We start from the raw sequence: 26,476 nt of genomic DNA on the forward strand, positions 1-26,476 counted from the left end.
CGGCCGCAGAACGGGCGGAGTGCTTCACAGGCCCTCCACCCGGTCCTCGCCGAGGGCGGTGAGCCGGTCACGTAGCCGGGACGCCTCCGCCGGACGCAGGCCGGGGACCCGGGCGTCGCTCGCCGCCGCCGCGGTGTGCAGTTGCACCGTGGCGAGGTTGAACGCCCGCTCCAACGGCCCCGCGCTGACGTCGACGAACTGCATCCGGGCGTACGGCACGATCGACAGTCGGCGGATCAGCAGGCCGTGCCGGACGAGCAGGTCGTTGTCGCGTTCGGCGTATCCCCAGGCGTGTACGGCCCGTACGATCGCGACCACCCGCAGGCCGCCCAGCAGCACCACGGCCACGATCGCCAGACCGAGGAACCAGCGACCGGTCAGTGCCCAGCCGATGCCGAGGCCACCGAGCACCACCACCAGTCCGAAGCCGAACTGGATCAGCTCGACCCAGATCAGGTCGCGGGACACGGGCTGCCACCGTACGGTGTCGGGCCAGGGCTCCAGCGGGTCGTTGGGGCCGGTCCTCGGGTCAGGTGCCGGGACGTCGCTCAACCGGTCACCTCACTGTGCTCGTCCACGTCATCGAGGGTAGGTGATGGTGGGACCGGTGCCACCTCACGCAGGAACCCGCGCGCGTCCAGGAAGTCACCGAGCGAGCCGCGGTGATCCGGGCAGGCGAGCCAGGTCTTGCGCCGGTCGGGATCGTGCAGCCGAGGGTTGTTCCACCGCAGTGCCCAGACACCCGGTGCCTGGCAGCCCCGGGCCGAGCAGATCGGCGGGGCGGGTCGTGCGAGGGGAGTGTCTGTCACGCCGGCGAGTCTACGGTCCGGTTCACCAACAGAGCTGCGGGTGTTTGCCGGAGCCAGGTCCGGGTTGTCGAGGAATGCCGGCTCACGGGGATTTGAAGCGCCGGGCGGCCACGGGGGGAGCCGCCCGGCGACGGCTGCATCGTACACCTGGAAAACCCCTCCATGTCCACTCGCGCCCGACGTTTCGCGTTGCGACGCGCCGGTACCGGAAATCGGGTTCTCCCTTTCCGTGCTTTCCGGCGGACGTGCAAGGCTTAAGGCGGCAGTAGTTTCCACTCATCTGACCCGTTGTGGAGGACCGGTGGCCCAGCCGACCACGCCCGACACCCCGACCCCGCCCGTAGCCGGCACCCCGACCCCGCCGTCGGCCGGCGACGCTCCGGCCCCGGGGTCCACCCCGGCCGAGGACGCCACCCTGCTCGAACGTGCGCTGTTCGAGGTCAAGCGGGTGATCGTCGGGCAGGACCGGATGGTGGAGCGGATGTTCGTCGCTCTGCTGGCCCGGGGGCACTGTCTGCTGGAGGGGGTGCCCGGAGTGGCCAAGACCCTCGCCGTGGAGACCCTCGCCAAGGTGGTGGGCGGCAGTTTCGCCCGGGTGCAGTTCACCCCGGACCTGGTACCGGCGGACATCGTGGGCACCCGGATCTACCGTCAGTCGAGTGAGAAGTTCGACGTCGAACTCGGTCCGGTCTTCGTCAACTTCCTGCTCGCCGACGAGATCAACCGGGCTCCGGCCAAGGTACAGTCGGCGCTGCTGGAGGTGATGTCCGAGCGGCAGGTGTCGATCGGTGGCCAATCGCACCCGGTGCCCGATCCCTTCCTGGTGATGGCTACCCAGAACCCGATCGAGCAGGAGGGCGTCTATCCGCTGCCGGAGGCACAGCGGGACCGGTTCCTGATGAAGATCCTGGTCGGCTACCCGAGCGACGCCGAGGAACGCGAGATCGTCTACCGGATGGGGATCGCGGCCCCCGAACCGTCGCCGGTGTTCACCCCGACCGAGCTGATCGCCCTGCAACGCAAGGCCGACCAGGTGTTCGTACACAACGCCCTGGTCGACTACACCGTACGGCTGGTGCTGGCCACCCGGTCGCCGGCCGAGCACGGCATGCCGGACGTCGGGCAGCTCATCCAGTACGGTGCCAGCCCCCGTGCCTCGCTGGGCATCGTCCGGGCCACCCGGGCGCTGGCCCTGCTGCGCGGTCGGGACTACGCGTTGCCGCAGGACGTCCAGGACATCGCCCCGGACATCCTGCGCCACCGGTTGGTGCTCAGCTACGACGCGCTGGCCGACGACGTACCGGCCGACCACATCGTCGGCCGGATCATGAGTACGGTTCCGCTACCGTCGGTCGCCCCCCGACAGAACGCCGTCGCCACACCACCGGTCAGCCCGCCGCCGGGGGCCGGCTGGCCCGGACGGATGCCGTGACGGCAAGCGGTGCCTGGCCGACCGGTGGGTCGACGGCCAGCGGGTCGACGACCGGAAACACCTCTGGCCGAGCCGAGGCGGTGCTGTCCCGACTGCAGTTGCTGGTCACCCGCAAACTCGACGGCCTGCTTCAGGGCGACTACGTCGGGCTGCTGCCCGGACCCGGCACCGAGGCGGGGGAGTCACGGGAATACCGCCCCGGTGACGACGTACGGCGGATGGACTGGCCGGTCACGGCCCGGACCACCGTGCCGCACGTCCGGCGGACGGTCGCCGACCGGGAGTTGGAGACCTGGCTGGCGGTGGACCTGTCGGCCAGTCTCGACTTCGGCACCGGTCGTTGGCTCAAACGGGATCTGGTGGTGGCCGCCTCGGCGGCCGTGGCGCACCTGACCGTACGCGGTGGCAACCGGATCGGCGCGGTGGTGGCCAGCGGGGGCAGCGGTGCCGCTCCGGCCACCGGAAGATCGGCCAGGTCGGCCTCCGGCCGGTCAGCCGGCGCAGCTTCCGGCGGGTCGGCCGGGGTCGACGGGATATTGCGCCTGCCCGCCCGGCCCGGCCGCAAGGAGGCACAGGGACTGCTGCGGGCCATCGCCGGCACCGAGGTCCGCCCCGGTCGCAGCGACCTCGGCGCGTTGATCGACATGCTCAACCGCCCGCCGCGTCGGCGGGGGGTGGCGGTGGTGATCTCCGACTTCCTGGCCCCGCCCGAGCAGTGGGGTCGTCCGCTGCGCAAGCTGGCGGTACGGCACGACGTGCTCGCCATCGAGGTGGTCGACCCACGTGAGCTGGAGCTGCCCGACGTCGGGGTACTCGCGTTGGTCGACCCGGAGACCGGTGAGATGCACGAGGTGCAGACCGCCGACCCCCGCCTGCGTCGCCGCTACGCCGAGGCGGCCTCGGTGCAGCGCTCCGCCATCGCCAACGAACTACGCGCCGCCGGGGCGGCGCACCTGCGTCTGCGTACCGACTCCGACTGGCTGCTGGACATGGTGCGGTTCGTCGCCGCGCAACGACACGCACGTACCCGAGGGACGACACGATGATCCGTTTTCTGCAGCCATGGTGGCTGCTGGCCCTGCTGCCCGTGCTCGCCATTGCCGGGTTGTACGTCTGGCGACAGCTGCACCGTCGGTCGTACGCGATGCGGTTCACCAACGTGGACCTGCTCCGTACCCTGGCCCCCAAGGGGTTGGGCTGGCGGCGGCACGCGGCCGCCGGGGCGTTCCTGCTCAGCCTGATCGCCCTGGCCACCGGCATGGCCCGGCCGTCGATCGACACCAAGGAACCGCTCGAACGGGCCACCATCATGCTGGCCATCGACGTGTCCCTGTCGATGCAGGCCGCCGACGTGTCGCCGAACCGGTTGGAGGCGGCCCAGGAGGCGGCCAAGCAGTTCGTCGCCGAGCTGCCCCCGACGTTCAACCTCGGCCTGGTGGCCTTCGCCAAGTCCGCCAACGTCCTGGTGCCGCCCACCAAGGACCGGCCGGCGGTGACGCAGGCCATCGACGGTCTGGTGCTGGCCGAGGCCACGGCCACCGGCGAGGCGGTCTTCACCTGTCTGGAGGCGATCCGGTCGGTGCCGGCCGATGGCACCGCGGAGATCCCGCCGGCCCGGATCGTGCTGCTTTCTGACGGTTACCGCACCTCGGGACGGTCGGTGGAGGAAGCGGGCGCGGCGGCCCAGACGGCCAACGTGCCGGTCTCCACCATCGCCTTCGGCACCGACGCCGGCATGGTGGAAATCGGTGGCCAGGTCCAGCGGGTGCCGGTGGACCGGCAGGCGCTCGCCCAACTCGCCGAAACCACCCAGGGCTACTTCTACGAGGCGGCTTCGGTCAGTGAGCTGAAGCAGGTCTACCAGGACATGGGCAGCTCGATCGGGTTCCGTACCGAGCCCCGGGAGATCACCCAGTGGTACGCCGGCATCGCCCTGCTCTTCGCGCTCTCGGCGGCCGGCATGAGTCTGCTGTGGACGTCCCGGATGCTGTGACGTCCGATGGTCGGACGCTGTGTTGGCGGTGCCGGTGACCAGGATGCCGGCACCGCCCACCGGCCGGACCTGCTAGGTGTCGATCATCGCCAGACTGTCGATGGCCGCGGGGGAAAGTGTTGATTTATCCAGGCCTGCCAGGGGTATCCAGCTGACGGCACAGGTGGAGTCATCGGTCCTGGTGACCGTAGGTGGCCCGGGTGCGACATCGACGACGTAGAAGAGCCCCACCAGATGCCAGTTCACTCCGAGTCGACGAGCCGTGTACGTCCGCGCCTCCACCAGTCGGGCATCAAGGAGATCGAGGCCGGTCTCCTCGTACAGTTCACGGGTCAGCGACTCCTGCGGCTGCTCGCCCGGGTCGATCCCCCCACCGGGTAAGTGCCACAGCCCGGGCAGGAAGACCGGTGACGTACCCGAGAGCTGCGTCAGCAGCAACCGGCCCTCCGTGACAGCGATCGCATACGCCGAGACGCGCGAACGTACCTGATCGGCCACACTGTCGATCCCGTCGACGTCGTCCTTCATTGTGTGCCACTGACCAGGACGAATAGCACCACGACCCAGACGGCGGCGAGGGTGAAACCCAGTGGGGCGGCGTAGCGGTTCATCGGCGTTCTCCGGCGGCGACTCGGACGGCCCGGCCGGCTGGACAGCAACCAGCGGGGCCTCAGGAGGACAGGACGCGCACACGACGTCGTAACCGGGCCATTCCGCCGCCAGCCGGAGCAGGCCGGTGCGGGCGCACACCACGACGGCCCCGGCGAGACCGGGGCGGCGGGAGTGCGATGGGCGAGCGGGGACCGCTCGGATCATCCGCTGAGTCGTTACTCAGCGGGACCGACGATCGGCCCGGCCACGACTCGGGGGATCGCTATTTCGCACAGCGATCACCTCCACAGGTCGGCCGGGTCCGGAACGTCCGTCATCGTACACCCGGCCGGCGAGCGCTCCGCGCTGTGGCCGTACGGGCGGCCACACCAGTAGGGCCAGCCTGCCGGCGCCCGGTACGGGCAGGCCAGATCCGCCCGGGACCCAGCCCGAGCAGGCCCGGCGGCAGGCCATGAGCGGTTGACCGTCGGTCCATGGTGGACACCTGCTGACCGGTGTGGACCGAAGGAGGCCGGACCGGCGGGCTTCACTACAGCACCTCACCGAGCAACCTGCGGGGTGTCATGCAGAACTATTCGCCCGCTGCGACCAACCCCGACTCGTAGGCGACGACCACCGCCTGCGCCCGATCGCGTAGGCCCAGCTTGCCGAGCACCCGACCCACGTGGGTCTTGACGGTCTGCTCGGCGACCACCAGTTCGGCCGCGATCTCGCCGTTGGACCGGCCCCGGGCGATCAACCGGAGCACCTCGGTCTCCCGGGCGGTGAGGGCGGCCAGCGAGGTGGGCCGGGGGCGGTCCCGGCTGGGGCGGGCGGCGAACTCGGCGATCAACCGCCGGGTCACCGCCGGCGCGAGCAGCGCGTCACCGGCGGCGACCACCCGTACCGCGTGGACGAGTTCGGCGGCCGGGGCGTCCTTGAGCAGGAACCCGCTGGCTCCGGCCCGTAACGCCTCGTAGACGTAGTCGTCGAGGTCGAACGTGGTCAGGATGAGCACCCGGGGCCGGGTCGGCTCCCGCCGGTCGCCGATCAGTTGTCGGGTGGCGGCCAGGCCGTCGAGTACCGGCATCCGGACGTCCATCAGCACGACGTCGGGATCCAGTCGGCGAGCGGCGGCGACGGCCTCCTGCCCGTTGGCGGCATCCCCGACGACCAGCAGATCCGGCTGGGCAGCCAGTAACGCTCCGAAGCCCTGCCGCACCATCGCCTGGTCGTCGGCGATCAACACCCGGATCATCGGTTCCCGTCCTTCCCGTCGTACGGCAGTTCGGCCTCGACGGTGAACCCGCCGCCGGCCGGTGCGGCGGTGAACGTACCGCCGAGGAGGCGGGCTCGTTCCCGCATCCCGGTCAGCCCGTGCCCGGCACCCCGGGTCGGTGCGCCGGTCGGAGTGCCGGTGTCGTCGTTCTCGACCCGTACCGTGATCATTTCCTGCTCCGGGCGGAGGGTGACCCGGACCGCCGCGCCGGGGGCGTGCCGGGCCGCATTGGCCAGGGCCTCCTGCACGATCCGGTACGCGGCCAGCCCCACCGCTTCCGGCGGCCCGGCGTGCCCCGTCTCCTCCGGTGGCCCGGCCTGCTCCGCCGTCTCCGACGGCCCGGCCTGCTCCGTCGGAGGCGGGGATTCGTCGAGGGTGACGACCATGCCGGCCCGCCGGGCGGCCTCGACGAGCTCGGCGATGTCGGCCAGTCCCGGCTGGGGGGCGGTCTCCGGGCTTGCCGACTCGCTGCGGAGCACACCGAGCAGTCGGCGCATGTCGGTGAGTGCCTGCCGGGCCGACCCGGCGATCGCGGTGAACTCGGCGCGGGCTGGCTCCGGCAGCGTGTCGAGTCGGTACGGCGCGGTCTCCGCCTGCACCGCGATCATCGACATGTGGTGCGCCACCACGTCGTGCATCTCCCGGGCGATCCGGGTGCGTTCCTCCAGCACCGCCCGACGGGCCTTCTCCAGTTCGCTCAGCTCGGCCTGTTCGACGAGGGCCCGCTGGCTCTGCCGCCGCCGACGAAACTGGTCGCCGAGCAGCAGTACGACCGCGAAGAGCACGATGATGCCGTACCCATTGGCCGGAGTCTCGGCAAACAGGAAGACCGGGATCAGGGTCAGCCCTGCGGCCCAGGTGGAGACCCCGGTGTCGGCGCGGACGGCCAGGATGCCGAAGACGAACAGGGTGCCGATGACCTGCATCGGATGCCAGGGCCAGGCTTCCCTCGGCGAAAAGTCGACGACTCCCAGGTAGAGCAGCGGGTAGCAGATTCGCCAGGCGAGCAGCGGGCGGCGCAGGGCGACCGCCATCGGCAACGTGCTGCCGAGAGCGAGCGGAATGGCGAGCAGCTCCGGTAGGTTCCGTTCGTCCTGTAGGTAGTTGACGGCGGCGACGGTCAGCCCGATGAGGAGCAGCAGACCGGCCTGGACGAGGGGGATCCGCCAGCGGGGCCACCAGCGGGGTCGCCAGCCGCTGGTCGGCGGCTGGTCCGGGCCGGCGATCAGGTGCCACAGCGGCCGTACGACGCCCAAAGACGAAGGAATACTCACTTTCCGCAGGCTACGTTGGATCGCCCGTGCGCTCGTACTCCCGAAGTGCCATTCCGCGTGTCATACCCCGGTACGACCTGGCCCGGGTTACTACTTACCTGCGGGTAGCGCCTAGTCTCCATCGCGCACCGTCCGATCGTGAGAGAAGAGGGACACCGTGGCCCGTACCGTGTTGGTGACCGGCGGTAACCGGGGTATCGGCCTGGCCATCGCCCAGGCCTTCGCCAAGCAGGGAGACCGGGTGGCGGTGACCCACCGGGGCAGCGACGTGCCAGCCGACCTCTTCGGCGTACGGTGCGACATCACCGACTCGGCCCAGGTCGACGAGGCGTTCTCGACGGTCGAGGCGGAGCTGGGCCCGGTCGAGGTGCTGGTCGCCAACGCCGGCATCACCGACGACACGCTGCTGCTGCGGATGTCCGAGGAACAGTTCACCCGGGTGATCGACACCAACCTGACCGGTGCCTTCCGGGTGGCCAAGCGGGCCAGCGCCAAGATGCTGCGCGCCCGCTGGGGCCGGATGATCTTCATCTCCTCGGTGATCGGCCTGTACGGCGGCCCCGGCCAGGTCAACTACGCGGCGAGCAAGGCCGGCCTGGTCGGCGTCGCCCGCTCGATCACCCGGGAACTGGGCAGCCGCAACATCACCGCCAACGTGGTGGCACCCGGCTTCATCGACACCGACATGACCGCGGCCCTCTCCGAAGAGCGGCAGGCGGAGATCCGCAAGGCGATTCCGACCGGCCGGATGGCCACCCCCGACGAGGTCGCCGGACCGGTCGTCTGGCTGGCCAGCGACGCCGCCAGCTACATCTCCGGCGCGGTGATCCCGGTCGACGGCGGCCTCGGCATGGGGCACTGAACCCCGGATCAGGCATCCTCCGTGGCGGTGCTGCGGTCACCGGCACGGGTCACTGACAACGAACAACGGAGGATCTGTACGTGTCTGGACTGCTGGCCGGAAAGCGGCTACTCGTCACCGGCGTCATCACCGACCAGTCGATCGCCTTCTCGGTGGCGAAGCTCGCCCAGGAGAACGGCGCCACCGTCGTACTCACCGGATTCGGTCGGATGTCGCTGGTCGAGCGGATCGCCAAGCGCCTGCCCGAGCCGGCCCCGGTGATCGAACTGGACGTGGCCAACACCGAGCACCTGGCCAGCCTGGCCGACCGGGTACGGGAGCACGTCGACGGGCTCGACGGCGTGGTGCACTCGATCGGGTTCGCCCCCGCGAGCTGCCTGGGCGGTGGCTTTCTCGACGCGCCGTGGGAGGACGTGGCCACGGCGGTGCACGTCTCGGCCTACTCGTACAAGTCGTTGGCCATGGCGGCGCTGCCGCTGATGGGGCCGGGTGGATCGGTCGTCGGGCTCACCCTCGACGCGACCAAGGCGTGGCCGGTCTACGACTGGATGGGTGTGGCCAAGGCCGGGCTGGAGTCCGCCTCCCGTTACCTGGCGCTGCACCTGGGACCGAAGGGCATCCGCAGCAACCTGGTCTCGGCCGGTCCGCTGCGCACCATGGCGGCCAAGTCGATTCCCGGGTTCGAGCAGTTCGAGACCGCCTGGACCGAGCGTGCCCCGTTGGGCTGGAGCCTGACCAACCAGGAGCCCGCTGCCCGGGCCTGCCTGGCGCTGTTGTCCGACTGGTTCCCGGCCACCACCGGTGAGATCGTCCACGTCGACGGCGGCTACCACGCGGTAGGTGCCTGACCGGCCACCGCACCCGCCGCCCGCACCGCCCCGCCTTGCCTTGCGGTTGGGAAGGGCCCCTTCCCATGCAGAAAGCGATAAGAAGGGGCCCTTCCTCCGCCGAAGACGGGGAGCGGCAAGATGGGGGCATGGAGTACGACGCGCTTGTCCTGGTCTCCTTCGGCGGTCCGGAACGACCGGACGACGTGCTGCCGTTCCTGGCCAACGTGACCCGGGGCCGGGGAATCCCCCCGGAGCGGCTGGCCCAGGTGGCCGAGCACTACCAGCAGTTCGGCGGGGTGTCCCCGATCAATCAGCAGTGCCGCGACCTGATCGCCGCGCTGGAGGCGGACTTCGCCGCGAACGGGCTCGACCTGCCCGTCTACTGGGGCAACCGGAACTGGCACCCGATGCTGGCCGACACCGTCGCCCAGATGCGCGACGACGGGGTGCGCCGGGCGTTGGCCTTCGTGACCAGCGCATACGGCGGCTACTCCTCCTGTCGGCAGTACCAGGAGGACATCGCCGCAGCCCGGGCCGCAGTCGGACCGGATGCTCCGCTGATCGACAAGCTACGTCAGTTCTGGGACCACCCGGGCTTCGTGGAGCCGCACGCCGACGCGGTACGGGCCGCGCTGGGCACCCTGGACCCAGCCCGCCGGGACAGCACCCGACTGGTGTTCACGGCGCACTCCGTACCGGTGACGATGGCGGCGGCCTCCGGCCCGGAGGGCGGCCGGTACGAGGCCCAGCTCCACGAGGTCGCCCGCCTGGTGGCCGGGATCGCCGCGCCCGACCTGCCGTACGACCTGGTGTGGCAGAGCCGATCCGGACCACCGCACGTGCCGTGGCTGGAACCGGACGTCAACGACCATTTGGCGGTGCTCGCCGCCGACGGGGTCACCTCGGTGGTGATCAGCCCGATCGGGTTCGTCTCCGACCATCTGGAGGTGGTGTGGGACCTGGACACCGAGGCGGCGGGCACCGCACAGCGGCTCGGGCTGGACTTCGTCCGGGCGGCCACCCCGGGCACCGATCCGCGGTTCGTGTCGATGGTCCGGGAACTGGTCGTCGAGCGGTTCGCCACCGCTGACCTGGCGGGTGAGCGGGCACCGACCGAGGGGCCGACGCCACCGGTGGATCTACCACCACGTCGCCGGCTCGGTACGCTGCCGGTCTGGGACACCTGCCCGGCCGGTTGCTGCCAGCCGACCCGGCGGCCCTGACCCATGAGCGAGCGGAGTTCCGACGTGGGCGGCCGGAGTGTGATCGGCGGCAACGAGCGTAAGCCGGTGGAGAGCTGGCTGACCGACATGGACGGCGTACTGGTGCACGAGGGGCAGCCGGTGCCGGGCGCCCCGGAGTTCATCAACCGGCTACGCGGGTCGGGCAAGCCGTTCCTGGTGCTGACCAACAACTCGATCTACACGCCGCGCGACCTCCAGGCCCGGCTGACCCGGATGGGTTTCGACGTGCCGGAGCACGCGATCTGGACCTCCGCGCTGGCCACCGCGCAGTTCCTCGCCGATCAACGGCCGGGTGGCACCGCGTACGTGATCGGGGAGGCCGGGCTGACCACGGCGCTGCACTCTGTCGGCTACGTGCTCAGCGACTACGAGCCGGACTACGTGGTGCTGGGGGAGACCCGGACCTACAGTTTCGAGGCGATCACCAAGGCGGTCCGGCTGATCTCCGGCGGTGCCCGGTTCATCTGCACCAATCCCGACGTGACCGGTCCATCCAACGAGGGGCTGTTGCCGGCGGCGGGATCGGTGGCCGCGATGATCTCGAAGGCGACCGGGGTGGCCCCGTACTTCGTGGGCAAGCCCAACCCGATGATGATGCGGTCGGCGCTGAACACGATCGACGCGCACTCCGAGACCACCGCGATGATCGGCGACCGGATGGACACCGACGTCCTGTGCGGGCTGGAGGCGGGCCTCCAGACGATCCTGGTGCTCACCGGTATCGCCACCCGGATCGAGGCGGAGCATTACCCGTACCGTCCGTCCCGGATCGTGGCCTCGGTGGCCGACCTGATTGACGAGGTGTGATCCGGTCGGACGCTCGTGGTGGCGACCAGAGCCCAACCGGGATGACCGACCGGAGGGCTCAGCCGCTGAGCGGGGCGTTGCAGGCGGCGGCCAGTGCCTGCCGGCAGGCGGTGGTGAGCGGTCGCAGGGCGGCGTCGCGCTGCTGTGCCTCGTAGCCGTTGACCGCGCCACCGGGCGCGGCGGTCTCGGCGAGCGCCAGGACCCGGTCGAGCACACTCGCCCGCGCGAAGAGCCGGCGGGATCGAGGATCGAAGCCGGGCGGTAGGTCGGTGCCACTGTCCGGCCGGCGTAGCGCGGCCAGCGCCCCGGCCAACTCGGGTCGCCACTGGGCTACGTCGAGGCGGGTCAGTGCCGCTGTCGCCTCGGCGAGCGCGACGGAGAGCGCGGCCTCGGCCTCGGCCGCGCCCGGTTGGTTGGCCGAGGCGGCGGGGGCGCTCTCCGGCAGCGGATAGACCCGCCACAGGACGGTCTCGAAGCTCACCCCCGATCCGGAGGTGTGGTTGCGTACCTCGGGAATGAGACCCAGACCTCGGGCGACGACCGCCTCCCCGGCCTCCAGGGCCGCGCCCGCGAACGGGCCGGGGCCGGGCAGGCCGCGCGGATCGCCGGGGGCGGGCAGCACCAGCCGGATGTCGTCGGGAGAGAGTTTCGACAGCGCGGGAAGTGCTTCCCGCAGCGGAACGTCGGTCCAGGTGCCGGGAGCGTCGGCGACGAGATGTTCCTCGTCACCGGCGACCTCGTCGGCGACCTCGTCGTAGGGGACCAGCCCGGCGCGCCACGCGCGCACCCAGGCGACGAACCGGCTGGACCGGCGCGGAGCGAGGGTGGCCGCGCCCGTTGCGGGGGACATGCAGGCAAGGGTACGTCCTCACCCCGGCCCTGTCTCGGGTGCCGCGAGGGCAGTTCCGAGCCCCGCGACGGAACGGTCGAGATCCGCCGGGCCGAGCCGCGCGGGACGGCATGTGCGAGCTGTGTTCCCGCGCCCTGTGGGTGCACCGACCCTCGGCGCGTCCCGCGTCACCGCTGCTCCTCGTGTCCGTTAGCGTTGCCGCATGGGGAGGCTGTACGGGGACGACGTACTCGCAGGCGATTGGCGGCGGCGTAGGACGGTGCCAGAGGTTGCCGCCGAACCGGATCTGGTCGTGGAGGATGCCGATTCGGGCTTCTGCGGCGCGGTGGTCGGCTTCGAGTCCGGTGCGGTGGTGTTGGAGGACCGGCACGGCCGACGGCGCAACTTCCCGCTGCTGCCGGCGGCGTTCCTGCTCGACGGGAAGCCGGTGACCCTGCGCAGGCCAGCGCCCACCGCCGCTCCGGCGGCCCGGCGCCGTACGGCCTCCGGCTCGATCGCCGTCGACGGGGTACGTGCCCAGGTGGCGAAGGCGAGCCGGATCTGGGTCGAGGGCATCCACGACGCCGCGCTGGTGGAACGGATCTGGGGCGACGACCTGCGCATCGAGGGTGTGGTCGTGGAGCCGCTGGACGGTATCGACGCCCTCGCCGCACAGGTGCGTGACTTCACCCCGGGACCGCAGCGGCGGCTGGGCGTACTGGTCGACCACCTGGTGGCCGGGTCCAAGGAGAGCCGGATCGTGGCCTCGGTGACCTCGCCGCACGTGCTGGTCACCGGCCACCCCTACGTCGACGTGTGGCAGGCGGTGAAACCGGCCAAGCTCGGTATCCGGGCCTGGCCGGTGGTGCCGCCGGGGCAGCCGTGGAAGGAGGGGGTCTGTGCGGCGCTCGGGGTGGCCGATCCGGCAGAGCTGTGGCGGGTCATCCTCTCCCGGGTGGAGAGCTTTCACGATGTGGAGACTCCGCTGATCAACGCTGTCGAGCGGCTGATCGACTTTGTGACCGTCCCCGCCCCGTAGCACCGGCGGTGGCACTCGGATCCGGTGCCGTGCTGGCTTCACGTGTCGGGAAGGGCCCTTCCACAACGGGAAGCGATAAGGGAGCCCTTCCCGACCGCTAGGCGACGCGGTCCGGGTCGCGGGTGAAGATGAAGGTGGCGATGTCCAGCGTGTCGGGGCGGCCGGTGACGTCCCGGCGTACGGCGAGGATCTCGCCGTCGTTGGTGCCGGAGCGGCCCCGCCAGCGGTCCGTCCCCTCGGGGGTGAAGCGCCACGGCGGTGCGCCGGCCGGCCGCTGCACGGTGAGGGTCAGTTCGCCGGCCGTACCGTCCCAGGCCGCCTCGTACTCGCGACCCATCCACCACCAGCGGCCGGTCAGTTCCGCCACGTCGGCCGGGGGCGGAGCGTCGGCCGGTCGCCACGGTCGGATGGTCGGTGGCTCGCTGTCGAGCACGGTGGTCAGCAGCCGCTCACCGAAGCCGGCAATGGAGCCGGCCCGCAGGCCGTACGCGTTGGCGAAGCCGACCACCCCGGTACGCGCCGGTCGGTAGACGGTCAGGACGGCCAGGTAACCGGGCATCGAGCCGGTGTGCCCGGCGTAGACCCGCTCGCCGGAGCGGGAGAGTTCCAGCCCCAGCCCATGCCCGGACCGCCACGAGTCCAGGTCGCTGATCACCACCGGTGCGCACATCTCGGTCAGTGTCTGCGGGGCGAGCAGGTCGGGGTGGGGGTCGGCGAGGAAGGCTGCCCACCTGGCCAGGTCGGTGGTGGTGGACCAGAGCTGCCCCGCCGGGGCCATCGCACCGGTGTCGGTACGTGGCTCCTCGCGCAACGTGTCGTGCCAGGGGTGCACCACATAGCCCCGGGCGAACGGCTCCTCGGCCTGGTAGGTGGTGCGCTGCATGCCGAGTGGATCGAGCAGGCGCTCCCGCAGCAACTGCCACCACGGCTTGCCGGCGATCCGTGCGAGCGCCCCGCCGAGCAGGCCGTATGCGAGGTTGGAGTAGTGGTAGACCCGGTGCGGTGGGTGGGCCAGCTTGGCGGGGCTGAGCCCGGCGAGCAGGGTGTCCAGGTCCGCCCCAGCCGAGCGTTCCCACCAGTCGCCCTCCGGCTCCCGTTGCAGGCCGCCGGCGTGGCCGAGTAGCTGGCGTAGCGTGGCCCGGCCGACGGGGGTGCCGGGCAGGTGGCGGTCCAGTTGGTCGTCCAGCCCCCACCGGCCCTCGTCGCGTAGCTGCATGACGAGTACGGCGGTCATCGTCTTGCTGATCGAGCCGATCCGGTACTGCGTGTCCGGATCCGGGGTGGGACATTCGCCGGCACCTGCGACGTGGACCAGGTCACCGTCCCGGACCACCCCGGCGACCAGTGACGGGGTACGCCCCGTCGCCTGCGCCTCGGCGACCAGGGTGTCGATCCGTCGGCGGGTTTCCGGTTGCAGTGTCACGTCTCGTCGCTCCTCGATCAGGATGGGTGATTCAGTGGATCAACACCGGTGCCGGCTGATCCTAGTGACCGTCGTTTCCACTCGCGATTGTGATCTTCGGGGTTCGTGGTCAGGTGCGTCGGCATGACAGGATCGACGTGTGGAGCAGCCACTGTTGTGGATCGTATTGGGCGTCGTACTGGCAGTCGCGGAGATCTTCACGACGACGCTCTTCCTTCTCATGTTCGCGGTGGGAGCGTTCGCCGCAGCCGGCGCAGCGGCCCTCGGGGCACCGGTCGGCGTGCAGGCGCTCGTCTTCGCCCTCGTGTCGGCGCTGACCGTGCTGGTCGCCCGGCCAACCATCCAGCGTCATCGCCGCAGCGCAGTGGAGGCTGGCGAGGAACCCTTCGGCGTCGAGGCGATCGAGGGCACCACCGCCCTCGTACTGGAGCAGGTCGACGCGGACGCCGGCATGGTGAAGATCGACGGAGAGTTGTGGACCGCCCGGTCCTACGACGCGACCCAGGTGTTCGTACCGGGGGACCGGGTCCGGGTGATCCAGGTCCGGGGCGCGACGGTGCTGGTCTGGCGGGACGACGTTTCAGCCGGCTGATACGACGAACGGTTGTTGGTGAGAATCTTTCTGGAAGAGGAGATATGGGGGATGGAATGGACGGAATGGGCACGGTGATCGCGGTGCTGTTCGGCGCCGTGGCCCTGATAATAGTGATCACGCTGATCCGGGCGGTACGGATCGTGCCGCAGCAGCGGCAGGACGTGGTCGAGCGGCTCGGGAAATACAAGCGCACGCTCAACCCCGGCCTCAACCTGCTGGTGCCGTTCATCGACGCGGTCCGGACGAAGGTGGACATGCGGGAGCAGGTGGTCAGCTTCCCGCCGCAGCCGGTGATCACCTCCGACAACCTGGTCGTGTCGATCGACACGGTGCTCTACTTCAAGGTGGTCGACTCGGTACGCGCCACCTACGAGATCTCCAACTTCCTCCAGGCGATCGAGCAACTCACCGTGACCACCCTGCGAAACGTGATCGGCTCGCTCGACCTGGAACGGGCGCTGACCAGCCGCGAGGAGATCAACCGGCACCTCTCCGGTGTGCTCGACGAGACGACCGGGCGTTGGGGCATCAAGGTGACCCGGGTGGAGATCAAGGCGATCGAACCGCCGCCGAGCATCCGTGACTCGATGGAGAAGCAGATGCGTGCCGAGCGGGACCGCCGGGCCGCGATCCTCAACGCCGAGGGGCACAAGCAGTCCCAGATCCTCTCCGCCGAGGGTGAGAAGCAGGCCGCGGTGCTGCGCGCCGACGGTGACCGGCAGGCCCGGATTCTCCAGGCCGAGGGACAGGCCAAGGCGATCCGTACCGTCTTCGACGCGATCCACCAGGCGAACCCGAGCCAGAAGGTGCTGGCCTACCAATACCTTCAGGCTCTGCCGCAGATCGCCAACGGGCAGGCGAACAAGGTGTGGATCGTGCCGGCCGAGTTGACCAAGGCGTTGGAGGGGCTGGGCGGTGCGCTCGGCGGCCTGGGCCAGATGGCCGGGGACGCGCCGTCGGAGCAGGCGTCGTCGGATGCCAGCGCCGTCGAGCGGGAGGCGGCGGAGGCGGCGCGGGCCGCCGCCGAGGCCGCGCAGGAGGTCACCAACGAGGTACGCGCTGCCGAGGCGCAGGCCACCTCCGGCTCCCGGCCGGCGGGGCTGCCCGCCCCGGAGCCGGTGTCGCCGGCCAACCTGATCGGCGAGACCGCGCCGGAGGGCCGTCCCGAGCGGGCCTGAGGCGCGACCTTTCGCGACTCCGACGCACGAATCCGATCGAGCGGCGGTCACCTGCGGAGTCGAGCGGCGGTCACCTGCGGAAACGTGGGTGGCCGCCGCTTGATCATGTCCGGACCGGGACGAAGACGGCAGCGACCCCCCTGGCCAGGCAGTAGGGCACCGAGAAGTGGTCGCCCTGCCGAATTCCGGGTAGTCGGATTCCAGCCGCAAAAAACGTGAACGATCCACGGATTGTTCGGCCGCCTGCCACGATCGTCGTAGGCGGGTGGTGACCAACGGTCGGGCACCCGAGCGACCCGTGCCGCAGCACCGGGATGTGTGGAGCGAGGTGACGGCGTGAAGCAGTCCAGAGGCACCCGATCGGCCGGATCGGCTTCGTCGGCGGCGGCATCGCCCGACACGGCGGCCCGTCGCCGTACCGGTCTGGGGTTCGGGGTGCTCCCCTTCATCGTGGAGAAGCCACCGGTCGCCCCGGCCATCAACGCCACCTGGGCGTGGTCGTTGCGGCGCTTCGCCAGGGCCACGATCTGGCTCCTGCCGGGTTACGCCATCGTGTTCGGCGTGATCGCGCTGGTCGGTGTCGACGGGGCCGGTCCGGCGCCGTACGCCTCGGGCGGCCGGCCGCTGTATCTGGTGGGCTGGCTCGGCGCGCTCTGGCTCGGGTTCCTGGCGTTGATGTCACTCACCAGCCTGATGGCCGCCGCCCGTAGCCGGCGTACCGCCCTGACCGCTCTGCTGGTCGTCCTCCTCGGCCTCATGCTCATGCTGCCCTTCGCCGCGATGCCGGAGCAGACCCCGGTCTACGGTGCCGATGCCCGCCTCCTGACGCTCGCCGGGGCCAGTGTCTACACCCTCGGCTGGTTGCTGGCCGGGTGGGCGGTCATCCGGTCGGGCGTGTTCAGCTATGCCGACGGGGCCTTGCTCATGTTGGCGGCTCCGATGATGGGTGTCGTGGGCATGCTGGTCGGGGCCTTCCAGGCGTACGGTGCCCTGGTTGGTCTGGCCGCCGGCATCGGTATCGCCTGGCGCACCGGACGGCTGGTGCCGGTGGGGCGGGCCAGCGGGGTGCACACCGGACCGGACTCGGTCGCCGCCGCGCACGTCCCGCCGCCGAACACCGCACCCGCCGGTTAGTCCGCTCGCTCCGGACGGGCCGCTCGCTTTGAGCGCTCCGCCCGCTCCGGACGGGCCGAGCGCGATTGCCTCTCCTTCCTACCCTCCAGGCATGGCCTATCAGCAACTGCCCCCGCCTGCCCGGAAGTCCCGTAACACCACGCGGATCGTGCTGATCGTCGTTGCCGTGGTGCTGGTGGTCTGTTGCCTGGGTGGCGGCATTCTCGGGTTCGTGCTCTACCGGACCGTGCAGGACGCCACCGGCCCGGCACGCGAGGCGACGACCGCCTATGTGGACGATTTGCGCGAGCGCGACTACCCGGGGGCGTACGGGCGGCTGTGCGCCCGGGTGCGTGCGGACCTGACTGCGGAGGAGTTCGCCCGGCGGCAGGCACCGCAGCCAACGATCGCGAGCTACAAGATCGTCGGGCTGAACGTGAACAACACCAACGGTCGGGTCACAGGAACCGCCACCGTGCAGCTCACCCAGGACGCCGGTGCCACTGTGACCCAGGTGTTTCCCCTGGTCAAGGAAGGTGGCCAGTGGCGGATCTGTCAGTGAACCCGGAGTTGTCGACCTTGGTGGCGGAAAAGGTTGTATCGCTCTTCTGACACCACTTGACGGCCGGTTACCGGTGTTATCTTCGGTTCGCGTCGGTCCCTGCGCCGGGCCGATCACCCACCGTGTCTGCTGGTGGGGTATCCGCAGCTCAGTCGTACCTGTCGGGTTGTTCGTGAACCGGGTCGGCCCGGCCGCTTCGTCGTCTGATGCATGAAACTCCTTTCGGCGCAAGAGTAGGACGCGTGGAAATTTTTATCCGTCTTCAGTGGACGGTTACGTAAGGATTCGCCCCGCCGGGCACAACGGTTGATGCCCGGTGCTGTCCCGCACCGCTTTCCTGTTGGGGACCCAACGCCCAGTGGCGTTCACAGGACCGGTGAAGAGGGAGAGCATGGAGGCGTCGGCACAACCCCCGTTCGTCGTGTGTGGGCCGATCGTGCGACGCGTCGACCCAGGCAGTGCCACGGTGTTCGTCGCGGTGCGCTCGGCCTGCACGGTGACCCTCACCGTCTTCGCGACCGGCCCCGGACCGGACTTCGCCCGTGGTGCCACGGTGGCCACCGCCAGCCGCCCGGCGGTACGACTCGGCGAGAACCTCCACGTGGTGGCGGTCCGGGCCGCCGGGACGACGCTGACCCCGGGCACCCTCTACGGCTACGACCTGTCGTTCAGCGGTACCGCCGGCACCTGGGCCAGCCTGCTCAGCCCGGGTGCGGTCGCCGTCGACGAAACAGCGGCCCGCACGGCGCTCACCTACGCCGGGGACACCCGGGCGCTCGGCGGCGCACCGGCCTATCCCAGCTTCGCCACCCCACCGAACGACCCGAACCAGTTGCGGATCTTCCACGGATCGTGCCGCAAGCCGCACGGGGAGGGCACCGATGCGCTGCCGATCCTGGATCCGGTCATCGCGGCGGCCGGTGGTGACCCGAAGCTGCGCCCGCACCAGCTCGTCCTCGGTGGTGACCAGATCTACGCCGACGACGTCGCAGACGTGCTGCTGGCGATGATCCACGGACACGACGCGGTTCCCGCCCGGGAGGGCGTACCCGCCGGTCCCGCCCGGCCCGGCATCGCCGACGTCCTCGGCATGCCCCCCGAGCAGTTGGCCAACGGCTCCACGAGCCCGCCGGTGGACCGGCTCTTCACCCCCGGCAACCGGGCACTGACCCTGGCCCGCGACGCCAAGTTCACCTCCACCGAGGCGGACAGCCACCTGATGTCGCTGCGCGAGTACGTCTGCATGTACCTGCTCACCTGGTCGGACCAGCTCTGGCCGACGACGTACCCGACGTTCGAGCAGGTCTTCCCGGCCGACACCCGGATCCTTGCCGACCCACAGGGCCGCAAGCCGGGGGAGACCGTCTACGACCTGATGCGCGCAGGACGGGCGTACACCCCCAGCGCCCAACAGAAGAAGATCATCAAGCGGTACGTGCGCTGGCAGGAGCAGGCCATCCGGCTCAAGAACTTCCAGCGCGGGCTCGGCGCGGTACGCCGGCAACTGGCCAACGTGGCCACCTACATGATCGCCGACGACCACGAGGTCACCGACGACTGGAACATGACCAAGACCTGGGTCACCGACGCCGTCGTCAACTCCGAACTCGGCCGACGCATCGTCCGCAACGCGATGTCGGCGTACGTGCTGTTCCAGGCATGGGGGAACACCCCGGAGCAGTACGCCGCCGACGGCACCGCCGGCCAGTCCGGTCGGGAACTGCTCGCCGCCCTACAGGGCTGGCTCAGCGCACCCAACGCCGCCGACGACCAGAAGCTGCGGGACCGGCTCGGCCTGCCGACCGAGATCACCAAAGTCGGCCGGATGGCCCGCCCGGCCGCCGCGGTCACCTACCACTTCACCGTCACCTGGCCGAAGTTCCAACTCGTCGCGCTGGACACCCGCACCTGGCGGGAGTTCTCCGCCCCGCCTGAGCATCCGGACGCCCCGCCGAACCCCGGCGGCCTGCTCTACTCCGACCAGCCGCTCAACGAGATGCTCACCGGCGGCGGGGTACTCGACGACGAATCGGTGACCGTGGTCGCCCAACCCGTCGCGCTCTTCGGCATGCCGCTGCTGGAACAGGTGGCGCAGCCGCTGGCCAAGGGCTTCGCCGGCCGCTACGAGGCGGACAACGAGGACGCCTGGGTGACCAGCGACGCCGCGCTGCACAAGCTGATCGCCCGGTTACTCTCCGCCGCCCCGGCCGGCCCGGACGGTGTCCGCCGTCGCCGGGTGGTGATGTTGGGCGGCGACATCCACTTCGGCTCCGCCGAACGGATCCGCTACTCGGCGACCCTGCCGTACGCCTGCGGCCCGGACCCGGCCACGCCGTACCAGGGGGTGAACCGGACCGAGGGAGTGATCGCCGGTTTCGTCTCCAGCGCCTTGCGCAACGAGGTGGACAAGACCCGCTGGCTGCACGACTTCGGCTACGTGCCGTTCCTGGACGTCCTGGGCCGGATCGACCTGGTGGGCTGGGCGAACGAGACGAAGAAGGAGGAGGGAAAGCGGTTCCAGGCCGGGGTGCAGGTCACCGTCGGGGCCGACGCGGCGACCGGCTGGTGGACCTCCGGCCGCCCGGCGCTCAGTGACGTCGACGGGTTGAAGCTGCTCACCCGGCCGCCGGAGTGGGCGCTCAACGTGCAGTTCCTCCACCACGACGAGGCCGACCCGCAGGTGCAGCGCGGCGGAACGCCCGAGACCGTCGTCGACCCGGCCGGGCTGCCCCGGGGCGAGGCGTTGGCGCAGTACCTGGCCGCCGCCCGCAACCTCGACGGCTATCTCGGCAAGTGGGGCAACGGCAAGGAGATCGTCGGCGTCAACAACCTCGGCGAGATCACCTTCGACTGGCCGACCGGGGAGTGCAAGAAGGCCACCCAGCGGCTCTGGTGGCGGCTGCCGGACGAGGAGCGGGCCGCCGCGCTGACCACGTACACCGTCGACCTGTCGTACGGCTGCTCGTTGCTGGTCACCCCGCCGTACGGCGGGTACGTTCTCCGCTACGGCGACCGCGACGCCAGCGGTACGACCAAGGCCCGCTACGACACTGTGGAACGTCCGGCCAACCTGGTCACCGACACCTGGGTGGCCACACTCCAGGCCGACCTGGCCACCCTCGGGTTCACCACGACCGGTGCCACCAGCGGTGAGTACGGCGTCCGGACCTACTGGGCGGTGCGGGAGTTCCAGACCTACGCCCGTGCCGAACGAGCCGCACACGAACCGGAGGGTCGCACCGACACCCGCTACTCCGACCGGCTCGAACCGGTGGACGTGCCCGAAGCGGAACGCTACCTGGGACCGATCAGCGGGGTGGCCGACCTGGCCACCCAGGTCGCCATCAAGCACTGGCTGACCAAGCGCTGGCGCTGCCCGGTGGTGGTTGAGTCGTGGCAGGTCGCCGGGGGCACCCCGCAGCGCCTGGCCGCCGCCAACGTCTGGGCGTCGGACGAGGTGGTCGCCGCCGACCAGCGGCTCTACTCCCGGGTGGTGACCGGCCGACCGACCGACGCCGGCCCCGCCCCGACGACCCACCCGGAGTTGATCCCGCTCGGCCGGTACGCCACCTGGCCCACCTCGGCCCAGTGGGCCGGACCGGTCGGCGAGCCGGTGTCGGAGCTGCTGCCGGAGGCGCTGATCCCACCGCTGCCGGAGCAGACCGTCGGCCCGTCCCTGGCCAAGCTCGCCACCGACCTGACCAGCACCGACACCGCCGTCGCCGAACGGGCCGCCCGGCAGCTCTCCACCTTCAAGGTGCTACGCGCGGTCGCCGAGAACAACCAGCCGGCCTCGGCCGGGGCGTACTTCGACGCGATCGTCGCCAACGAGCCGACCATCCTGCGCATCGGCCCGTTCGGCTGGCGCGGCGACGGACCGCGCAACGCCCCGGTGAACCTGCCGCCCCGGCCCGACTGGCGCACCGACCCGGGACAGTGGTGGGCCTACCTGGCCTATCTGCGCGGGGTGGACCGGGACGCGTACGACGCGCTGGGCGGCACGGCCGGCATCTCGGCGGTGCCGGGCTGGGGCAAGGACGGTGCCGGACTGCTCTTCCCCGACCTGCGGGTGCTGCGGGCCCGACCGGCGCTCAGCGACAGCACCGGCGGCTCGGGCGACGCCGTGGAGAGCGTCTTCGAACTGTACGACCTGCGCGGCTGGCACTTCGTGCACCGGTTCGCCCTCGGGCTGCGGGCCCACTCCGGGGTACGGCGGGGCATGTGGAGCTTCGCCCGGCAGGGGCTGCATGACCTGCTCACCACCGCCTGGGACTCGCCCGACCCGACCCGTACGCCGACCGTGCCGGACGTGCCCGGGGCGGACGGCAACCCGCGCCGGGTGCGCATCGGGGACCTGTTCACCTCGGAACGATCCGTGGCGTACCTGGCCTGCTGGCAGTCGTACCACGCCCACCAGGTGGTTGCCCTCGGCCCGCCCAACGCGGGGGAGTTGGCCGAACACCGGGGGGTGCCCCGGGCGGCCACCGAACTGCACCGGGTGCTGGCCGTCGCCCGCACCCTCGGGCCGGACTTCTCCGGGCCGCCCACCGGCTGGACCGACGCGCACGAGACCGCGCTGATCACGGCGATCGGCCAGGTCACCGTGGCCGACACCGAGCTGACCGCGGCGCTGGCCGCGCTGCCGACGTGGCCGTCCTGGCCGACCGGGCGCAGCTACACGTTGCCGGTGCAGGCGCTGCCCGCCGCCGAGCAGACCCTGGCCACCACGCGCGGGTCGATGCGCCTGGACACCAGCGACCTGCCCCGGGTGACCGCGTGAGCCCGACCCGCCACCACCGCCTGTGCACGGAAGGAGCCCTGGTCGCATGAGCGACGAGGAAGAGCCCAAGAACTTCTTCACCCAGCTCTGGGGGGAGGCCCAGCTTCTCGCCGAGCCGGTGCTCGGGGCGTACGACCCGTGGCGGCGGGCCCGGCTGATGCGCGCCCTCGGCTGGGACCTGGAGGCGATCAGCGGGGTCGACGCCCGCGCGTTCGAGGAGTGGGTCGGCAAGATCGGTCCCGCCCTGGAATCCCTCACCGAGGCGCTGGCCGACCTGAAGCTGGACTCGCTCGCCAACGTCATCAAGATCGGTGAGGCGTTCGGTGCGGCGTACGGGCAGATCAGTGCCCTGCCCCCGGCGGTGGAGGGCAAGCTGCCCGACCTCGACGGGCTGCCCGAGGAGTTGGCCGACGACCTGCTCGACTACCTGCTTCTGACCTACCTGAACCGTCGGGTCCCGTGGACGGTGCCGCTGCTGGCCCTGCTCGGCCTGGTCACCCCGGCCGCGGAACAGTCGCCGAGCCTGCCGATGCCACCCGGCGACGTGCCGATCCGGCTGCCCCGCCGCCGCGACGAGCTGCACCTGGACCGGATCGTCGACATGATCGCCAAGCCGGGGGAGTACTTCAAGGCCCGGTACGCCCCGGCCGGTTGGGACACCCCCGAGGGGGTGGAGCTGATGGCGGCCCGCCTGCTGCCCCGGCTGGCCCACCTACTGCGGGCACTCGGGGTGGACGCCGCCCAGGGCGTACGACCGGGCATCGGGCCGGACCAGGGCGAGGCCGGACTGCGGCTGGCCGACAGCCTGCTGCGGGTGCGCTTCTCCGGGCTGCGTACGCCCGGTGGTGACCCACCCCCGACCGCCCTGCACGCCCCCGGCGAATCGTCGCCGACCGCCCCTACCAACGGGGGGGCCACGAGCCTGGCCGAGTTGGCCGCCGCGGCCTGGCAGCCCACCTTCGGGGTCGGGCTGACCCTCGGTCTGGCCTCCTGGGACGGGCTGCTCACCGCGATCGTGGCCCCCACCGGTGAGGTGAACCTGACGGGTTCGTTCGGCTCCTGGAACGTGGCCACCGAACTGGCCGGTGCCGGCCCGGCGATCGCCATCAACTCCAACGGCGTCGACATCGCCGGTGGCTCCCCGTCGTTGAAGTTCTCCGCCGAGATCGCCCGGATCGCCCCCGAGGGCGAGGCCGGGTGGGTCTTCGGTGCCACCGAGGGCACCCACCTGGCAGTCGGACAGGTCGTCCTGAGCGCCCGGGCCGCGCTCGGCACCGGCCGCGACGACCTGGAGTTCACCCTCCGGGCCGGGCGGGCCGAACTGGTCGTCAAGGCCGGCGACGGGGACGGCCTGCTCGCCAAGCTCCTGCCCGCCGACGGTCTGCGGCTCGCCTTCGAGCTGGGTGTCGGCTGGTCACTGCGGGCCGGACTGCACCTGGCCGGGGCAACGGCGCTGGCCGCCGACTATCCGATGCACCTGTCGCGGTGGGGCATCCACCTGGAGGGCCTGCGGATCGCGCTGGCGGCGGACAGCCGTACCAAGCGGGTCAGCCTGGTCGTCAGCACCAGCATCCGGGCCGAACTGGGCCCCCTGCACGCCACCGTGGACCACATCGGCGTACGGGCCGACCTGACCTTCCCGCCCGCCGTACCGGCGGGTGCGGGTGGCGAGGCCCGAACCGGCAACCTCGGCATCGCCGACCTGGCACCCCGGTTCAAGATGCCCGACGGGGTGGGGCTGCGCATCGACAACGGCTTCGTCTCCGGCGGCGGCTACCTCTTCGTCGACGAAGCACGGGGCATGTACGCCGGTGCGCTGCAACTGGGTATCGCCACCAAGAGCGGTATCGCCCCCATGCGCGGCTTCCAACTCCAGACCGTCGCGGTGCTCAACACCCGCAACACCGACGGCAGCCGGCTCACCGAGGCCGACGGTGGCAAGACCTTCTCCCTGCTGGTGGTTGGCACCTTCCAGTGGTTCCCGGGGCTGATGCTGTTCTGGGGCATCTCCATCACCGGACTGGGCCTGGTCGTCGGCTACAACCGGCGCAGCAACCCCGACGAGGTCCGTAACGCCGCCCGCGCCGGCACGCTGGACGCCCTGCTCTTCCCGGAGGACGTCGTCGGCCGGGCGCCAGCGGTGATCGCCACGCTCAGCCGGATCTTCCCGGTCGACACCACCGGCACGGTGGTCGGGGCGATGGTCCGGCTGAACTTCCTCTCCGGGCAGGTGGTCGCCGACCTGGCCGTCCTGGTCGAGTTCCCCGACCCGGTGCGGATCCTGCTGCTCGGCAAGCTGGTGATCGACTTCAAGGACGCCGGGAAGCTGCGGCTGGACTCGGCCGGCATCGTCGACTTCGCCCGCAAGGAGATCACCCTCGACGCCGCGCTGATCGACTCGAAGCTGTTCGGTCGACCCGTCTCCGGTGAGATGGCGATGCGCGCCAGGTGGGGCGCGGACAAGGCGTTCGCCCTGGCCATCGGTGGATTCCACCCCCGGTTCCCGGCCCCGACCGGGTTCCCGACGCTCAAACGGTTCAACATCTCGCTGCGTAAGAGCGGCAAGGGGCTGAACCTGGAGGCGTACCTCGCGGTCACCAGCAACACCGCGCAGTTCGGTGCGCAACTGCTCGTCCACTTCGAGGGCGGCGGCTTCCTCATCGACGGCCGTGCCTGGCTGGACGTGATGTTCCAGTTCAAGCCGTTCTGGTTCAGCGTCGAGATCGGCGCGACGGTGTCGCTGAAGTTCAAGGGCACCGAACTGCTCGCGATCAACCTCTTCATCGCACTCAGCGGACCGGGACCGTGGCGGGCCAAGGGCGAGGCGCGGATCAAGTTCCTGTTCTGGGAGGCGTCGGCGAAGTTCGACTGGACCGACGACGCCGGTCACCCACACGTCCACGAGCCGACCTACATCAACGCGGCGGACGAGCTGGTCAAGCCGGCGTTGACCGGGCCGGGAGCCTGGGACGCGGGTCCGGCGGTGACCGGTGCCGAGCCGGTCAGCCTGCGGGCGATCGAGGCCGGCGAGGCATTACTGCTCTCACCCGGCATGCTGCTCGGGGTACGGGAGAACGTCGTCCCCCTCGACGTCGAGTTGCAACGCATCGGCACCTCCCGCATCCGGGGCGCGAACCGGTTCACCCTCACCGACGTGCACGTCGGCCACGGTGACGGCGCGGTCCGGGGCACGTTGGGCGCGGAACTCTTCGACGACTTCGCCCCGGGCCAGTTCCGCGACCTCACGCCCGAGGAGCAGATGGTTACGCCGGGCCTCGAGCGCCTGGCGGCCGGTCGTACGGTGCGACTGCCCAACGGCACCACCCTCCCGGCCACGGAGGACACGGTCTTCGTCGGTCTCGCCGGGGACGAGGCGTACGACCGGGTCATCATCGACGATCCGGACGACGCCGGCCGTCCGATGCCGGCCCAGCAGGCTGGTCTGGCCCGACACGGCGGCCCGGACACCGGTGGGCTGCTGGCCCGGTTCGCGGCCACCGGCCCGGCCGCCAACGCTCGTACCCGGACCACCGGCGCGACCCGCTTCACCGGTGCCCCGCTCGGGCTGGTCGACGCCGGACCGTCCTGGGTGCCGGCCCGCGCCACCCGCCCGGCCGGCGGTGGCCGGTGGGCCACCAGCCGTGCCACCTCGGCCACCCACGGCCGCCACTCGGCGGCCGACCTCGATGACCGCTTCGCCGCGGCCCCGGTGGCGACCGCGACCGAGGCCGCGGCGACAGCTCCCCGCGGTGACCGCGCCGCCCGCATCCGCCGGGCCGCCGTCCCCGTCCCACGCCCGACCATCGCGCTCGTCGAGCCGCGAGAGAGGTACTGAC

General features: G+C 71.0%; 21 protein-coding genes. 14 read left to right on the plus strand and 7 right to left on the minus strand.

Features of this window, described 5'->3' with window-relative positions; translation table 11 throughout:
* Positions 1-24 precede the first annotated feature (24 nt).
* Both FHR38_RS27345 and FHR38_RS27350 read right to left on the minus strand, forming a co-directional pair.
* Positions 25-552, minus strand: a complete 528-nt coding sequence (locus tag FHR38_RS27345) for a PH domain-containing protein (RefSeq protein ID WP_184537594.1) — start codon at positions 550-552, stop codon at positions 25-27.
* Positions 549-809, minus strand: coding sequence for a hypothetical protein (locus tag FHR38_RS27350; protein ID WP_184537596.1), 261 nt, complete (start codon positions 807-809; stop codon positions 549-551). Before FHR38_RS27350 ends, FHR38_RS27345 begins: the two co-directional genes overlap by 4 nt.
* 301 nt (positions 810-1,110) lie before the next feature.
* Between FHR38_RS27350 and FHR38_RS27355 the strand changes: the two genes are divergently transcribed.
* Genes FHR38_RS27355 through FHR38_RS27365 form a run of 3 tightly spaced genes read left to right on the plus strand, consistent with a single transcriptional unit; the run spans position 1,111 to position 4,234 of the window.
* On the plus strand, positions 1,111-2,241 hold the full coding sequence (locus FHR38_RS27355; protein ID WP_184537598.1) for an AAA family ATPase: 1,131 nt from the start codon (positions 1,111-1,113) through the stop codon (positions 2,239-2,241).
* Positions 2,220-3,287 (plus strand): DUF58 domain-containing protein, encoded by a 1,068-nt coding sequence (locus FHR38_RS27360; protein WP_221450121.1) that lies wholly within the window; start codon positions 2,220-2,222, stop codon positions 3,285-3,287. Before FHR38_RS27355 ends, FHR38_RS27360 begins: the two co-directional genes overlap by 22 nt.
* Positions 3,284-4,234 carry a VWA domain-containing protein gene (locus FHR38_RS27365; protein ID WP_184537602.1) on the plus strand — a complete coding sequence of 317 codons (951 nt, stop codon included), beginning with the start codon at positions 3,284-3,286 and terminating at the stop codon, positions 4,232-4,234. Before FHR38_RS27360 ends, FHR38_RS27365 begins: the two co-directional genes overlap by 4 nt.
* A gap of 72 nt (positions 4,235-4,306) precedes the next feature.
* On the opposite strand, the gene FHR38_RS27370 is transcribed toward FHR38_RS27365, so the two are convergent.
* From FHR38_RS27370 to FHR38_RS27380, 3 genes are all read right to left on the minus strand, one after another.
* Entirely contained in the window at positions 4,307-4,762 is a 456-nt protein-coding gene (locus tag FHR38_RS27370) for an NUDIX hydrolase (protein ID WP_221449209.1), read from the minus strand.
* Between the two features lie 655 nt (positions 4,763-5,417).
* Positions 5,418-6,083, minus strand: coding sequence for a response regulator (locus FHR38_RS27375; RefSeq protein WP_184537604.1), 666 nt, complete (start codon positions 6,081-6,083; stop codon positions 5,418-5,420).
* Positions 6,080-7,378 carry a sensor histidine kinase gene (locus FHR38_RS27380; RefSeq protein ID WP_312882435.1) on the minus strand — a complete coding sequence of 433 codons (1,299 nt, stop codon included), beginning with the start codon at positions 7,376-7,378 and terminating at the stop codon, positions 6,080-6,082. Before FHR38_RS27380 ends, FHR38_RS27375 begins: the two co-directional genes overlap by 4 nt.
* 157 nt (positions 7,379-7,535) lie before the next feature.
* On the opposite strand from FHR38_RS27380, the gene FHR38_RS27385 reads away from it, so the two are divergent.
* The 4 genes from FHR38_RS27385 (at position 7,536) to FHR38_RS27400 (ending at position 11,121) form a co-directional block, all read left to right on the plus strand.
* Entirely contained in the window at positions 7,536-8,240 is a 705-nt protein-coding gene (locus FHR38_RS27385; RefSeq protein ID WP_184537606.1) for a beta-ketoacyl-ACP reductase, read from the plus strand.
* Between the two features lie 80 nt (positions 8,241-8,320).
* Positions 8,321-9,088: an enoyl-ACP reductase FabI gene (gene fabI, locus FHR38_RS27390; protein WP_184537608.1), complete on the plus strand. Its 768-nt coding sequence runs from the start codon at positions 8,321-8,323 to the stop codon at positions 9,086-9,088.
* A 128-nt stretch (positions 9,089-9,216) separates the two neighbouring features.
* On the plus strand, positions 9,217-10,293 hold the full coding sequence (locus tag FHR38_RS27395) for a ferrochelatase (RefSeq protein ID WP_184537610.1): 1,077 nt from the start codon (positions 9,217-9,219) through the stop codon (positions 10,291-10,293).
* Positions 10,294-10,380: 87 nt separating this feature from the next.
* Positions 10,381-11,121, plus strand: coding sequence for an HAD-IIA family hydrolase (locus tag FHR38_RS27400; RefSeq protein WP_246447837.1), 741 nt, complete (start codon positions 10,381-10,383; stop codon positions 11,119-11,121).
* 58 nt (positions 11,122-11,179) lie between these two features.
* On the opposite strand, the gene FHR38_RS27405 is transcribed toward FHR38_RS27400, so the two are convergent.
* Positions 11,180-11,971, minus strand: a complete 792-nt coding sequence (locus tag FHR38_RS27405; protein ID WP_184537614.1) for an Rv1486c family protein — start codon at positions 11,969-11,971, stop codon at positions 11,180-11,182.
* A 202-nt stretch (positions 11,972-12,173) separates the two neighbouring features.
* Between FHR38_RS27405 and FHR38_RS27410 the strand changes: the two genes are divergently transcribed.
* Positions 12,174-12,989 carry a DUF3097 domain-containing protein gene (locus FHR38_RS27410; RefSeq protein WP_184537616.1) on the plus strand — a complete coding sequence of 272 codons (816 nt, stop codon included), beginning with the start codon at positions 12,174-12,176 and terminating at the stop codon, positions 12,987-12,989.
* Between the two features lie 97 nt (positions 12,990-13,086).
* Here FHR38_RS27410 and FHR38_RS27415 read toward each other — a convergent pair whose 3' ends face one another.
* On the minus strand, positions 13,087-14,412 hold the full coding sequence (locus FHR38_RS27415; RefSeq protein ID WP_184537618.1) for a serine hydrolase domain-containing protein: 1,326 nt from the start codon (positions 14,410-14,412) through the stop codon (positions 13,087-13,089).
* Between the two features lie 139 nt (positions 14,413-14,551).
* Here FHR38_RS27415 and FHR38_RS27420 point away from each other — a divergent pair, with 139 nt between their 5' ends.
* The 6 genes from FHR38_RS27420 (at position 14,552) to FHR38_RS27445 (ending at position 26,475) form a co-directional block, all read left to right on the plus strand.
* Positions 14,552-15,004, plus strand: coding sequence for an NfeD family protein (locus FHR38_RS27420; RefSeq protein ID WP_312882437.1), 453 nt, complete (start codon positions 14,552-14,554; stop codon positions 15,002-15,004).
* A gap of 65 nt (positions 15,005-15,069) precedes the next feature.
* Positions 15,070-16,185, plus strand: coding sequence for an SPFH domain-containing protein (locus tag FHR38_RS27425; protein ID WP_184540298.1), 1,116 nt, complete (start codon positions 15,070-15,072; stop codon positions 16,183-16,185).
* Positions 16,186-16,521: 336 nt separating this feature from the next.
* Entirely contained in the window at positions 16,522-17,319 is a 798-nt protein-coding gene (locus FHR38_RS27430) for a hypothetical protein (RefSeq protein ID WP_184537619.1), read from the plus strand.
* 91 nt (positions 17,320-17,410) lie between these two features.
* On the plus strand, positions 17,411-17,860 hold the full coding sequence (locus FHR38_RS27435) for an Rv0361 family membrane protein (RefSeq protein ID WP_184537621.1): 450 nt from the start codon (positions 17,411-17,413) through the stop codon (positions 17,858-17,860).
* Positions 17,861-18,236: 376 nt separating this feature from the next.
* Positions 18,237-22,640: a peptidoglycan-binding protein gene (locus FHR38_RS27440; protein ID WP_184537623.1), complete on the plus strand. Its 4,404-nt coding sequence runs from the start codon at positions 18,237-18,239 to the stop codon at positions 22,638-22,640.
* Positions 22,641-22,686: 46 nt separating this feature from the next.
* Entirely contained in the window at positions 22,687-26,475 is a 3,789-nt protein-coding gene (locus FHR38_RS27445; RefSeq protein ID WP_184537625.1) for a DUF6603 domain-containing protein, read from the plus strand.
* Position 26,476 lies beyond the last annotated feature (1 nt).

The sequence above is a fragment of the Micromonospora polyrhachis genome (assembly GCF_014203835.1).
GTDB classification, from domain to species: domain Bacteria; phylum Actinomycetota; class Actinomycetes; order Mycobacteriales; family Micromonosporaceae; genus Micromonospora_H; species Micromonospora_H polyrhachis.

Coding starts and splice junctions, on each gene's coding strand:
- FHR38_RS27365 (WP_184537602.1), top strand. CDS start 3,284: ATGATCCGTTTTCTGCAGCCATGGTGGCTGCTGGCCCTGCTGCCCGTG.
- FHR38_RS27370 (WP_221449209.1), bottom strand. CDS start 4,762: ATGAAGGACGACGTCGACGGGATCGACAGTGTGGCCGATCAGGTACGT.
- FHR38_RS27375 (WP_184537604.1), bottom strand. CDS start 6,083: ATGATCCGGGTGTTGATCGCCGACGACCAGGCGATGGTGCGGCAGGGC.
- FHR38_RS27395 (WP_184537610.1), top strand. CDS start 9,217: ATGGAGTACGACGCGCTTGTCCTGGTCTCCTTCGGCGGTCCGGAACGA.
- FHR38_RS27400 (WP_246447837.1), top strand. CDS start 10,381: ATGGACGGCGTACTGGTGCACGAGGGGCAGCCGGTGCCGGGCGCCCCG.
- FHR38_RS27405 (WP_184537614.1), bottom strand. CDS start 11,971: ATGTCCCCCGCAACGGGCGCGGCCACCCTCGCTCCGCGCCGGTCCAGC.
- FHR38_RS27410 (WP_184537616.1), top strand. CDS start 12,174: ATGGGGAGGCTGTACGGGGACGACGTACTCGCAGGCGATTGGCGGCGG.
- FHR38_RS27425 (WP_184540298.1), top strand. CDS start 15,070: ATGGGCACGGTGATCGCGGTGCTGTTCGGCGCCGTGGCCCTGATAATA.
- FHR38_RS27435 (WP_184537621.1), top strand. CDS start 17,411: ATGGCCTATCAGCAACTGCCCCCGCCTGCCCGGAAGTCCCGTAACACC.
- FHR38_RS27445 (WP_184537625.1), top strand. CDS start 22,687: ATGAGCGACGAGGAAGAGCCCAAGAACTTCTTCACCCAGCTCTGGGGG.